This window comes from Brasilonema sp. UFV-L1, from assembly GCF_012912105.1.
Classification (GTDB): Bacteria; Cyanobacteriota; Cyanobacteriia; order Cyanobacteriales; family Nostocaceae; genus Brasilonema.
On record NZ_QMEA01000169.1, the window covers coordinates 1 to 13,371 of the forward strand.

9 protein-coding genes are annotated in these 13,371 nt (G+C 41.3%); 6 read left to right on the plus strand and 3 right to left on the minus strand.

The window, feature by feature from the left end; genetic code table 11:
- Positions 1-248: 248 nt before the first annotated feature.
- On the minus strand, positions 249-1,133 hold the full coding sequence (locus DP117_RS30140) for a fasciclin domain-containing protein (RefSeq protein WP_169221878.1): 885 nt from the start codon (positions 1,131-1,133) through the stop codon (positions 249-251).
- Positions 1,134-1,452: 319 nt separating this feature from the next.
- Here DP117_RS30140 and DP117_RS30145 point away from each other — a divergent pair, with 319 nt between their 5' ends.
- The 5 genes from DP117_RS30145 to DP117_RS30165 all read left to right on the plus strand — a co-directional run bounded on the left by DP117_RS30145 (position 1,453) and on the right by DP117_RS30165 (position 8,307).
- Complete coding sequence (locus DP117_RS30145) at positions 1,453-2,250, plus strand: glutathione S-transferase family protein (RefSeq protein ID WP_169221879.1); 798 nt, start codon at positions 1,453-1,455, stop codon at positions 2,248-2,250.
- Between the two features lie 132 nt (positions 2,251-2,382).
- Entirely contained in the window at positions 2,383-4,113 is a 1,731-nt protein-coding gene (locus DP117_RS30150) for an ATP-binding protein (RefSeq protein WP_169221885.1), read from the plus strand.
- 323 nt (positions 4,114-4,436) lie between these two features.
- Positions 4,437-6,299 (plus strand): serine protease, encoded by a 1,863-nt coding sequence (locus DP117_RS30155; protein WP_169221880.1) that lies wholly within the window; start codon positions 4,437-4,439, stop codon positions 6,297-6,299.
- 7 nt (positions 6,300-6,306) lie between these two features.
- Complete coding sequence (locus DP117_RS30160) at positions 6,307-7,038, plus strand: hypothetical protein (protein WP_169221881.1); 732 nt, start codon at positions 6,307-6,309, stop codon at positions 7,036-7,038.
- Positions 7,039-7,041: 3 nt separating this feature from the next.
- Entirely contained in the window at positions 7,042-8,307 is a 1,266-nt protein-coding gene (locus DP117_RS30165; protein ID WP_169221882.1) for a hypothetical protein, read from the plus strand.
- Between the two features lie 362 nt (positions 8,308-8,669).
- Here DP117_RS30165 and DP117_RS30170 read toward each other — a convergent pair whose 3' ends face one another.
- Positions 8,670-10,634, minus strand: a complete 1,965-nt coding sequence (locus tag DP117_RS30170; protein WP_339381063.1) for a hypothetical protein — start codon at positions 10,632-10,634, stop codon at positions 8,670-8,672.
- Positions 10,635-10,834: 200 nt separating this feature from the next.
- Positions 10,835-11,092 carry a hypothetical protein gene (locus tag DP117_RS35655; protein ID WP_211176426.1) on the minus strand — a complete coding sequence of 86 codons (258 nt, stop codon included), beginning with the start codon at positions 11,090-11,092 and terminating at the stop codon, positions 10,835-10,837.
- A gap of 901 nt (positions 11,093-11,993) precedes the next feature.
- Here DP117_RS35655 and DP117_RS30175 point away from each other — a divergent pair.
- Positions 11,994-12,977, plus strand: coding sequence for an RNA polymerase sigma factor, RpoD/SigA family (locus DP117_RS30175; RefSeq protein ID WP_169221884.1), 984 nt, complete (start codon positions 11,994-11,996; stop codon positions 12,975-12,977).
- Positions 12,978-13,371: the final 394 nt, after the last annotated feature.

Here is a 13,371-nt window from a genome sequence, read left to right on the forward strand (position 1 = left end):
CCAAATTTCACATTCTCCCAAAAACTTTCAGCCTTAACTGAACCGTATTGCTCTAGAAGCAATGAAAAACTCTGACTTCAAATAAATCAAGCTTCAAGTTGATGCAATATTGCAGCGTTCTGCATTTTTGTAGAACACTCAAACACTGCCAATACAAAAAAACCCGTCCAAATCATCATAGAAACGGGTTTTTTATCAAATATTTATTTCAAGCTAGTTTTGTAACAAAGCGTACTTCAGACAACAATTTACAAGTCAGGAGGCAAAATGACGTTATCAATCACATGAATAACGCCGTTACTAGCTTTGATATCAGGCTGAACTACCTTGGCATCATTGACTTGTACACCAGCGCTTGGATCAACCTTGACATTAATTGGACCACCTTCAATACTTTTGACTTCACCAGACTTCAAATCTTTGGATGTTACTGAACCTTGCACCACATGATATCGTAAAATTTTCACCAGGACTTCTTTATTTTCTGGCTTCAACAAATCTTGTACAGCGTCTTGTGGTAATTTGGCAAATGCTGCATCAGTAGGTGCAAAGACGGTGAAAGGACCTTTGCCTTCTAGAGTTTGTACCAGTCCAGCTGCTTTCAAAGCTTTGGTGAGCATTTTAAATGAGCCGTTGGACTCTGCGATCGCTACCAGGTTCTTGCTTTCTGTACCTGCTGCTGGTTCTTTAGGAGGCGTTTCTGTCCCAGGTCCAGGAGGCGTGGTGGGTGTACCTGGTGTTGTAGGGACTTCTGTTCCAGGTGGGGTGGGTACAGCTTCAGGAGTTGGTGTGCTTGGTGTAGAAGGAGTAGCCCCACCAGGACAAGCAGCACGGTTGTAGGGACACTCCTGCAAAATACTGGGGCTAGGGTTTACTCCTCGTCCTTGTGCTACTTTTGTGTTTTTCGCTGGTGTTTTTTCAGACTTTGTGGCTTCTGACGCAAGCCTATTCGGTGCGGACTGAGTGTTTACTAAAGTGCGTTGACCACCGTTATACGAAGCTTCTGTGACAAGATTAGAGTTACGATTTAATACCTCACTTGCTCCGCTTGGTAGACTCATGACAAGAGTGATGCCCGTTACTCCTACCATACCAGCCAACTTAGTCACAAAATTGCTATATTCAACCTTCATAAATTTTGTTTTGCTTTAATTTCCATACATTACCATAATGATTTATATCATCTTGCCATACACAACATCTAACTCAAAAAGTGAGATTTTTCATCCAAAATCAATAGTAATTATCAGTATAGAGCTTTGAAAAAATTTTCTTCATGAATAAGTATAATTTGCTGTCTTTATCAAGATAGTTTGATGACAAAAGAATAAAACAGACGAAAAAATGACCCGTTATGTTCCTTCAAACTCTGCCCAAAGGCAAGAGGTTTTCAACCTAATTTCTTATATACTTGTAAAATTTATAAGTACACCACGTGCAGGATAAAGAAAAATGCTGGAATTATACCAGTTTGAATTATCTCAATACTCAGAGAAAGTCCGTTTTATACTCGATTATAAAGGACTGGAGTACCGTAAAATCGAGGTGACGCCAGGAATTGGACAAGTTGAACTATTCCGATTGACAGGTCAACGACAAGTACCCGTCTTGAAAGACGGTAGTAGATACATAGCAGATTCAACAGAAATAGCTAAGTATTTAGACTTACAATATCCAGAGCGTCCATTGATACCAACCGATCCAAAAAAGCGGGGTTTATGTTTATTGATAGAAGAATGGGCAGATGAGTCAATTGGTGTTAAGAGTCGCAAAGCCCTGTTTTCTGCCATTAGTCAAAACCAAGATTTCCGCAAGTCCTTATTACCCACGACAACACCAGATGTTCTCAAGACTTTGGTAGAAGGAGTCCCCAATGATATACTGAGGGTCTTGGGTTTAGGCGTCGGTTATAGTCCAGATGCAATACGCAATGCGATCGCCGACTTAAAGCAAGATTTAGAAGCGCTGACATTATTGTTGGCAGATAGTCCGTATTTAGTAGGAGATGAACCAACCTTAGCTGACTTTGCAGTGGCGGGTTTATCACTATTGCTGAAATTTCCTGAAGGTGCTTATTTAGATTTACCACCAGCCATCAGAGGCAAAGGAGTGCCTGGATTAGCAGATAATCCGATTTATGCACCGTTTTTTGCTTGGCGCGATCGCCTCTACCTCCAATATCGTAGACTACCGACAAGCTCTACCACAACAGGAAATCCAAGTGCGCCGACTTCAATCCGAATTGAGTAATAACTCAACACTCAACACTCAACACTCAAAAGATTTTTGACTTTTGACTAACATCTAGTTGCATCCCCAATTTTGTCTTCTACAATTACAATGCAACATAAGAGCAAGCTATCACACTGTGTGATTAATGAAATGAAATTGGATGGTCCATTAGGTTCAGTCATACAAGGCTCTCTGACTGGGGGATTAGAAGTTAGATTGCACCCCGATGTTTCGGTAGAAGATATGCGAGTCGGCAAGTTTTTAGTTGTCCAAGGGGTGCGATCGCGCTTTTTTTGTATGCTTACAGACGTAGCGTTAGGAATTGCTAACCAAAGAATTATTGCCAATCCTCCGAGTTGGGAAGACACTTTTTTGCGAGAAATTTTAGCAGGAGGAGGAACATATGGTACAATTAACCTCGCACCGATGTTGATGTTTACCCCCGAATCTGAAGAATCTTTTTCTCCAACAAACGGCAAATCTGCAAATCCCTTTGTTCCATCAGCGACTGGTTTAGCTTCATTTCAACCGCAGACGAACACAACAATGGAACTGCTTCCAGTCAAAACGATTCCCAGCCACTTTAGCCAAGTGTATGAAGCTTCAGAAGAAGATTTTCGCCGGGTATTCGGTTGGGAAGACGATCCTCAAAGAAAAAACTTTTCCATTGGAAAACCATTGGACATGGAAGTACCAGTGTGTCTCGATTTAAACCGTTTTGTAGAAAGAAGCAACGGCGTTTTTGGAAAATCAGGAACAGGAAAATCCTTTTTAACACGTTTACTTTTAGCTGGGACAATCCGCAAAAATGCGGCGGTAAATTTGATTTTTGATATGCACTCAGAGTATGGCTGGGAAGCCGTCTCCGAAGGCAAACAAATGAGTACAGTCAAAGGCTTAAAGCAGCTCTTTCCCAGTTTAGTAGAAGTCTACACACTTGACCCAGAATCGACTAAGCGTCGAGGCGTTCCTCACGCACAAGAACTCTACTTAAGTTACGATCAAATTGAAGTCGAAGATATCAAATTATGCTCTCGTGATTTAGGACTTTCAGAAGCGAGTTTAGATAACGCTAATATTTTGTACGCTGAATTTGGCAAGTCTTGGATTCTTCAATTGATAAATATGACAAACGAAGAAATCAAGAGTTTTTGTGAGGAGAAGCGAGGACACCAAGGTTCAATTACAGCACTACAGCGCAAACTCCTGCGACTGGAAAATTTAAAGTATATGCGTGCGGCTTGTCCGCATAATTATGTCAGTCAAATGTTGCGTTCCCTAGAAGCTGGGAAGAATATTGTCGTGGAGTTTGGCTCCCAGTCAAATATGCTCTCTTATATGTTGGTGACAAATATGATTACTCGACGAATTCACCAACACTATGTCACCAAAGCAGAAAAGTTTTTACAAACCAAAAATCCCAACGATAGACCAACGCAATTGATGATTACAATTGAGGAAGCACACCGTTTCCTCGACCCAGCGACGGTACAAAGTACTATCTTTGGAACAATCGCCCGCGAAATGCGGAAATACTTCGTAACGCTTCTTGTCGTCGATCAACGTCCATCGGGCATAGATAATGAGGTGATGTCTCAGATTGGTACTCGTATCACCGCCTTGCTCAATGATGAAAAAGATATTGACGCAATTTTTACTGGGGTGTCTGGTGGAGGTGCTTTACGCTCTGTCTTGGCAAAGTTAGACTCTAAGCAACAAGCCTTGATTTTAGGACACGCCGTCCCTATGCCAGTGGTTGTACGTACTCGTCCTTATGATACCATATTTTATGAAGAAATTGGCGAGACTGCTTGGGAAGAAAAGCCAGATGAAGAAGTGTTTGCTGCTGCGGAATTAGCGAAAGCGGATCTTGGGTTTTAGGAATTTGAGATTTGAGATTGAGATTTGGTAACTAAGATGTTCCACCATAATCCTCCATAATCTTCATCCGCCAGGAAATATAGCGGTTCTCATTTGAATCACACCTGCGCATAATGTAGAGACGTAGCATGCTACGTCTCTACAGCGGTGTATTGCACGCAATCGACAAGCGCTATCATACCTGAAAACTTTTTTCTTCACAAATACCCTCTGCCTTGCCCGAAAGACTGTTTAGTATATTTTTAAACAAATAAAAATAGCCGCCAAAGCCGTATATGAGCTAGATTACTTAATTATCAATATTTTGATGATTTAGATTGGCTGTGAAAATTAAGCGTCATCATACAATATTTGTTGTATTTTTAACTTTATCTTTGGCTGTGTCTCCTCGGTTGGTAGCTGCGCAAAGTAGTATCGAACAGTTATTGAAACAAGCTAATGCTGCTGAATCCGTCGGTAATTACTCTCAAGCTGAAAAGATTTGGCGTAGAGTTGTGCAACTTAAACCTAATGATGGCAACGCTTATAACAATTTGGGGAATGCTTTGCGGCAACAGAAGAAATTAGAAGCAGCCATTGACGCCTTCCAAAAAGCGATTCAATTTAACCCTGACTATGCTGATGCTTACAACAGTCTCGGCAATGCCCTGTGTGACCAGAAGAAATTAGATAAAGCCATTGATGCCTACAAAAAAGCGATTGAATTTGACTCTGACCATGCTTATGCTTACAACGGTCTCGGCAATGCCCTTAGAGACCAGAAGAAATTAGATGAAGCCATTGACGCCTTCCAAAAAGCGATTCAACTTGACCATAACTATGCTGATGCTCACAATGGTCTCGGCATTGCTTTGTATGACCAGAATAAATTAGATGAAGCGATCGCTGAGTACAAAACAGCGATTCAACTTGACCCTAAATTTGCTTATGCTTATAACGGTCTCGGTAATGCTTTATATGACCAGAAGAAATTAGAAGCAGCTACCGTCGCCTTCCAAAAAGCGATTCAACTTAAACCTAACTTTGCTTATGCTTACAACGGTCTCGGCAATGCCCTCAGAGACCAGAAGAAATTAGATGAAGCCATTAGGAACTTCCAAAAAGCGATTCAACTTAAACCTAACTTTGCTTATGCTTACAATGGTCTCGGCATTGCTCTGTATGACCAGAAGAAATTAGATCAAGCCATTAGGAACTTCCAAAAAGCGATTCAACTTGACCCTAACTTGGCTAATGCTTACTACAACCTTGGCATTGGTATGATAAACCAGAAAAAATTAGATGCAGCAATCGCCGCCTTCCAAAAAGCCATAACATTACTAGAACAGAGTTCCACAACTCCACCCAGAACTCTTACTCTTGCTCATAATGGCTTGGGTGTTGCATTCAAACAGCAAGGCAAATTAGAAGCAGCTATTAAGGAGTTTGACAACGCAGAAAAGATTGACCCAGATTTCGGCTATGCCAGTAACAACAATGATGAAGCACGAAGGTTACGGAAGATCCAACGTAATAATGACCTAGCGAAAGTTGTCGATGATAGAGAATGGTTGCCCAAGGATGATCCAAGCCTACCCCTTAAACGTTCTGTGGTACGCATCACTGCGGAATTTTCTACCATCCGTGAACGCCAGGGTTTTGAAGTTGGCACAGGCATAGTCATTCAGCGAAAAGCCAACCGGACATTAATTCTCACCAATCGTCATGTCATTTTTGATGGCAATGAACAGGGTAAAGATATCCAAGTCGAATTTTTCAGCAAGCCACCTGAAAACCGAGTCCGAATGCGACGAAATGCCAAGCTACTGAAAATGACCTCTCAAAAGGAACAAGTCGATTTAGCTGTTTTGGAAGTTATGGGAAATCTGCCAGAAGATATCCAGCCTTTACCCATCTCCTTAACTCCAATCACCCCAAAAACACCCACTCGTATTATCGGTCATTCTGCCAGCAGCGAAGAGAACTTGTTTTGGTGTGTGGAATCAAGGGAAATCAGCAGCAGTGACAAACAGAAAATGCAGATATCTCAACCTGCACTGAAATTTGGTTATTCCGGTAGTCCTGTTATTGACTCGCAAAATCGGCTTTTAGGCATTGTCTTTGCACGAAGAAGAGGCGAACAAGAAAGTTTTGCCTATCCTATGTCCGTGATTTTAGAAAAACTGCGTACTTGGAAAGTTCTTTAGAGGAGTTATGAACAGTAAAATTATCTTTGCTAGCTTGTTAGTTCTTAGCTTTACCTATCTTCCGGCACAAGGTTATTGCCCTGAAGGGAATCCTGATTCTACTGATTATATCCGTCGTCAACCACCCCAGCGTTGCGAAGGTCTCAAAGAAGAAAACATTAGCGGAAATAGCCTGAGTCTAATTTCCATTGCCACGCGCAACCTTATAAGTTATGGCAATAATCTGACATTACAAATTCCTCGGATTAAAGGTGGTAAGAATCCAGAGGTGACAGTGAAATCTTTGGGAGACAACTATCACTATCAGTTGGATGACTTTCCACTGTCTGGTAATGCTTCGCGCTTCAACTTTACTTGGGATACTAATATTCTCCGAAAAGCAAAAATACCAGAAAATAGCCTTCGCGCTTTGGCTTCATATAAATTTGGTTCCCAACCTGTCTATGTTCCAGTCATAGTGGGGCAAACTTCCGATCATTATGAATTTGTCTTTTATTCCCAAGATCGCGTTCGATTTGCGACCTTTGAAATCATTCCCAAAGGAGGTCAAAAACCTATCTACAGAACTTCCCGTCCTAACGCAAGTAACGGCGAAATTATCTTTACCTGGGATGGACGCAACACACCAGCCGGACGATATGAAATCCACTACATCGCCAATTTTGACCAAAGGGATATAGACAGCAACCGTATTAAACGACGAATTGTTTTTGAACATAACCCAAATTGGCTAAGATAAATCATGGCAAATCGGAAACAGGGGGCGCAAAAATCTCCCAACTTTATCAGTACTCTCCTTAGAGGAAACAGGAATTTAAACGCGACCAAATTGGCTGCTTCGATTCGTACAAATACCAATAAAGTTCGCCAGCGCTTACAGCCGGTGGTCAAATATTTAATCAATCAGAAAAGATTTGTTCTTGTTCTGCTATTACTTCTCTGTTTTAGTCTTGTCACTTTTTCCGCGATTGTGCCCAGAAATCATATTTTTGAAGGTAGTGTCACTGTTCAAGAAATGGATTTTACCTACAATGGTAAGCAAACTAAACGTTTTCTGGAATCAATTCGTGGTATTAGTAACTTAGAAAGTGAAGGTATTCAAACCGTAACTTTCACAGGAAACTTTAAAAGTGAATCTTTGCCACAACTTAATCAATTAAACTTTCTAAAAGTGGAGCTGACTAACCGCAAGAGTAAATTGATTCTCGCTCCTGAAAATCTCAAGTCGTCTAGCGAAATTGACCTGAAATCACTGCAACTACAACCAAATACAAAAGTAACTGAATTAAATTATGACTTTTTTCGTCAACAACTGGCTTTATCTCTACAACGATTATCAACAGCAGCACCTGATAATAAATCGAATACGCTAGAAATTTATTTAGGAGAGAAACCAATCAAAGTTACTCTAGAAGGTTATAAATTCCCAGAGTTAAATTTACAAACTCCTCCTGGCGAGCAAACACGAATAGAATTTATTTACAATCCAGATAATAAACAATTTCACTTAGACATGACACAAAAGAATAGTCTGTATATTACTATTTCAAAACCTCAAAATTTTGAATCGCAAAAATGGTTTAGAGGCAAAATAGAAACCCAAAACGTTCAATTTCAACGTTCAGATAGAAATGGTGACATTAGAGATGAATTAGATGTTTCTACCATCGTGTCAGGCAAAATCCGCATGGCAGGAGAAGAAAAAGAAATCCAAAAAAATCAGTTTCTCATGGGAGAAAATCCAAATATTCCTCTCAACATTCAACTAATACGGAACATTGAAATCATTTCTAAAAAGGGTTTAGAAGTCCGCTTTTCCGGTACAGATAAACAAATAACAATCGGTCTAGATAAAGATTTTCCTGTCATCAGAATTCAGCGAAGCTGGCTAGATGGTGTTTTACCCCGTGATGCTATTGTTGCGCTGTTCTCCTTTGCTGCTGCTACAGTAGCTAATCTTGTTCCTTGGTTACTTAGTAATAGTTCTAAATCACAAAGTAAACCTTAAATAATTAAAGATGAGGAAGGCAAATATACATCTAAACTACAATAATATCATGTTAAAGTTATGCAGAAAATATCCACACACATGGCTGTGTGAGCATTGTTCTTTCTAAATTTACCTACTCAAACAAACCCTGGAATGGAAATTAGAATGCGTGCAGGAGTTTCTTGAAATACTACCAATAACCGAACATTTTCGCTCAGTTTAGTTATATCGTGCTAAGACCGTTACGTAATTTTACTGAATATTCTTCAGGGCGATCGCCTCCTTGGAGTGGCTCCTCCGGAACAATCGCCTGCGAGATGCGGAAATACTTCGTAACGCTTCTAGTTGTTGATCAACTATGAATGCAACGCGCTGATCAATTAGAAACTACCAGGGTTGTCATCAAGTGCTAGCAGGAAATTAATAAGATCTGTTTGCTGCTTAGGATTAAACCCAGCTTGCCTATCTACGTAAAATTCGTGACCTGTGCCATCAAGATTACTACGCACTAAACCAGGATTATCTTTGTTGGCTTGCACAACTAAAGCACGAAGATCACGATCAACCAAGGCACGCAAGCTGCTAGCAGCATCCGCTGGTATGCCTTGACTGAGAGTGTTAGTTAGCCCTAAACCGCTTGGATCAACAACAGTAAAGCTGCCATTTGAATTAACTTCCAGACTTCCGGCTCGTACTGCTACACCACCGTCGTGTAAATATGGTGCGCTCAAATAAACACCACGTAAGGAAGGAGTTTTATAACCACCATCTGGCAATATACCTTTGGGTAGAGTCGTGGGCTGATCAGAGACGTCTTGCGTTGGCACATCTAGCTCTTCGGCGTTAGCAGTTATAGGAACAGGAGTGTCAAAAGTATATAGCTTTGGTGGCACTAACAAATTATTCAGTGCTAAGCGGGATTGAGCACGGGCTGGGTTGGTACGAATTTTCTCAAGCGGATAAATTTTGTTGTCGGTAAAGAAGGGTGGAATATGGCAAACTGCGCAATTGGCTTTCTCAAACACTTTTGCTCCACGCTTCACAGAATTGGTGTTCAATGCTTGCCAATTTTCCGATGTGCGGTTGGCAGGTGGTACTAAGCTATTTTGGAAAGCAGACATGGCATTATTAGCAAATAGGAAAGTGCCACTAGCAATATCATCAGAGTTTCCAGTGTTAGGGCTAAAAACCAAACCGTTGAATGTAAACAAGCTGGGTTGCAGGTTTGGATAAGTTCCGGTACCGGGAAGAGCAACTTGATCTTCTAATTCTGCTTTTACGATATCTGGTGCAATTGTCCGCAACCACTCCGAGGGTTTTACTGTAATTCCTTCTGGTAAACGTAATCTCGGATCAGCAGCATTCTGAAGGCTTGTACCAATATAAACTTCTGGGTCAATGCCAAGAGTTTTTGCAATGAGTTGTGCAGATGCTAAAATGTTAATCTCTGAAGAATGAACAGCGCTGTTGAGAGCACTCAATCCTCTAAACGGACCAACTCCAGCCTCTCCAGACCAACCATAAGGGTGACTCTTAAAGGTGAAAACATTGGGAATTTGGGTGGTATTTTTAATGCCATCTGTTGAACTCTCGAAATTACCAAAAGGTAAATCTAGTAAGATATCGTCAAAAGCTTTCTCAAACTTTTCAGGATCTGGCAATTTCACTAAATTACCCTGACTGTCAATAATGGTTTTGCCATTACCTTGGTATTGTGGGTCTAGGGGATTGATTTTTGTGCGTGAAAATCCTGCAGATGAATTTGGTGCCAAAGCAAGAAACAAGGGAAAGGCAATTTCACTATTCGCGACACCCAGAACACGTTTACCCTCGTTTGAAAGACCTGCATGACAGAACGCACAGGTAATGTTACCGTTCGGTGCAGATCCCAAGATGTTAGTGCTTCCTTTTTCGACCTTTAAACCTGTGTTAATGACAGTTCCTTTCGCAAAAGTTCGACTACCTAAGGTTATATCTTTGAGGAGGGTAATTTGTAAGTTTGTTGTCGGCTGACCTTGCAGATTCAAAATTGCTGCAGTAAATTCTTCTGTGAGAATATCTGTACCTTGTCCAAGACCGAATACTCCTTGCAAACCAAATGTGTCACCAATTTTGCGGTTGAGAAATATATCTTCACCTTTTGCGATTAATTCTTCAGTGATTTCAACCGCTCCAACCCGCTGATAAGAAATAGGATCGTTAGGGTTGAGTCCTTTATTTGCAACGAGTTCTGACGCTTCTTGGGGATTAAGCAGTTTGCCAAAATAATCGTAATAGCCCAACGGTTGACTTGGTGCTGGTTGCAGAAGATTAATCTGGGCGAAACTTTTTTGACTTGTCGTCAAAAAATTGGATAAAACTATACTACAAAAACTAATAAAAAAAACACAGATGAGCAAAAGAAGCTTAGCTTTTAAAGCATATAGTCTTCTAACTATCCCAATAGGAGGATGATTTTTTTTCATTACATGTCAAGGAATGAAGTTAAATAACTTTAGATAGAGATAGCATAAAAAAAGTATCTATTTATATACAGATATCTTTATTAATATTTGTAGCTATTGGAGTATTTGTAGTGCTCTGAGCGCTGTTTCAATGGGAGCATCCCAGATGTGTAAATTGCCCACAGACTGGAAGTCTGGACGCCAGGTGCTACCCCTACGCCCCAAAGTTCCTCTGCTTTGGAGAAGGGATACGGAATATCAATTTCATCCATAATCAGAAACATGCTATTATAGTAAATAGTTTCTTCTAATAGATTAGCGAGGGCGTAGTAGAGCAAGAGTAGAAAGGTTTTGGGCAAAGGGTGCTCAAGCAAGAGGGCGACTTATTTAGCACTACTCCTGCGGCGCTATCAGCAAATGCAATGCAACTGACCCACACGTTGGTTCAGTAGAAAATGAAAGCGCATCTTCTAAACAGACGTAGACGTTGGCTAGCGTAGTGTGTGCCTGTGTATGCTCTGCTGAAAGATGACCTTGCCTAGTGCCAGAACGCGGTATCTCGGTTTAAAGGGAAATAGTAACTGGTTTAAAACTCGTGAACCACACACTTAGATTGCTTTTGAGGTTGCTCTCAAGCTAGGGGTGCCTTTTAGGCTATTGAGTGCTTGCTAGAAAACGAGTGATCGCTGTGAAGAAACTGGGTTAATGGAAAAAATATATCAACTACCAATTCCCAAGCTCGTATTCCTGATTTCTAGATTTCGTGACATCCCTCCATGTTCAGAAGCAATTGTGTTCGGTAATCCGGCTATAGGCAGAGGAATGATCACACGATTTTAGGGTCACTATAGATGTAGTCAGTTTTGAAAAAGAAAATCGGTTCCCCTGTGCAATAAATATTAATTTACTCTATAATAGAAAGATTTAACTGGACTACTTTACTCTTGATATGATTTGCTTTATTATAGATTAAGTAAAACTCATACTGACTTCGTGTTATACTGTCGCCGCCAGCGACTATAAGCATTAAAAGAATTCTGCAAAACAATCCAGCATGCTTATAAACGATTTCAAAGTTTAGGGGAGGTGGGGAAACCTATCCGAGAAAATGATCGTCTTGACAGGTTCTGTAGGAAACAATTTTCTCTCTATGGTTCTCCTGGTTGCGTAATACGTGTACTAACTTTCCCAATCCGCCCTATCCGCCCTAGTTGTTATTGAGTATTTATTTTTGTTTACGGAGTAGAGGAAAACGCACCAATGCCTACTGTTGAAACCCAAACCGAAAACCTTAACGCCAAGTTCACGGCTGATATGGTGCGAACCTATCTGCGCGAGATTGGTCGTGTACCACTGCTAACCCGTGAGCAAGAAATTGTATATGGGAAGCAGGTGCAACAAATGATGACACTCGTGGATGCTAAGGAGGTTTTGGCGAAGAAATTACGCCGCGAACCTAGCTTACAAGAGTGGGCTGCTCATGTTCGTAAATCCGAGAGTGATGTCAAACAGATAGTACACCAAGGCAAGCGAGCAAAGCAGAAAATGATAGAAGCGAATTTGCGCTTGGTTGTCGCTATTGCCAAAAAGTACCAGAAGCGGAATATGGAGTTTCTGGATCTTATCCAAGAAGGAACACTAGGATTAGAGCGAGGTGTAGAGAAATTTGACCCAATGCGGGGTTATAAATTCTCAACATACGCTTACTGGTGGATTCGCCAAGCGATCACTCGGGCGATCGCTCAGCAAGGTCGTACAATTCGCTTACCTATTCACATCACCGAGAAGCTGAATAAAATTAAGAAAGTGCAGCGGGAACTTGCTCAGAAGCTAGGAAGATCACCAACTCCTGCTGAAATTGCTAAAGAACTTGAGTTAGAACCAGCTCAGATTCGTGAGTATCTGAACATGGCGCGTCAGCCAGTCTCTTTGGATGTCAAAGTTGGCGATAACCAAGATACTGAACTGCAAGAAATGCTCGAAGATGAAGGACCATCACCAGAGTATTACATGACTCAGGAATTCTTGCGCCAAGACTTGAATAATATGCTGGCAGAACTAACCCCGCAACAGCGAGAAGTTTTGTCTCTGCGCTTTGGTTTACTAGACGGTAACGAAATGTCTTTGGCAAAAGTTGGCGAACGGTTGAACCTCAGCCGTGAACGTGTCCGTCAGTTAGAGCATCAAGCCCTTGCTCATCTGCGTCGCCGTCGTGCCAACGTTAAAGAGTACGTTGCTAGTTAAACTCAAAGTCAAACCTAAGACATAGCGCTGCTATGTCACAATCCCGATAACACGCCTCCTGAATGCAGGGGGCGATTTTTTTGGGAACTCAAAATCTACCCATTCATACCAAGTTGCAGTCAAACACCTAACTTGTCATACTGTAGACGCTTTGCGGCTTCCCGCAGGGTGCGTAACCGCAACGCTATCGCTCAAGGACAGGCGCAGTGAAGCGTTAGCGCAGCGTGTCCCAAAGACATAGTATCTCGCGAGATTCTTCCGCTTCATTTTTCATAGACAAAAATGGACAACCACTAACAATGTCTACTCGTAAAACTCAAGATCTGGGTGTATTTTTGCGGCCCTACCCAAGAACTTGGGTAAAACGAGTTGACGCAAAGTCAAGCGCACTTGT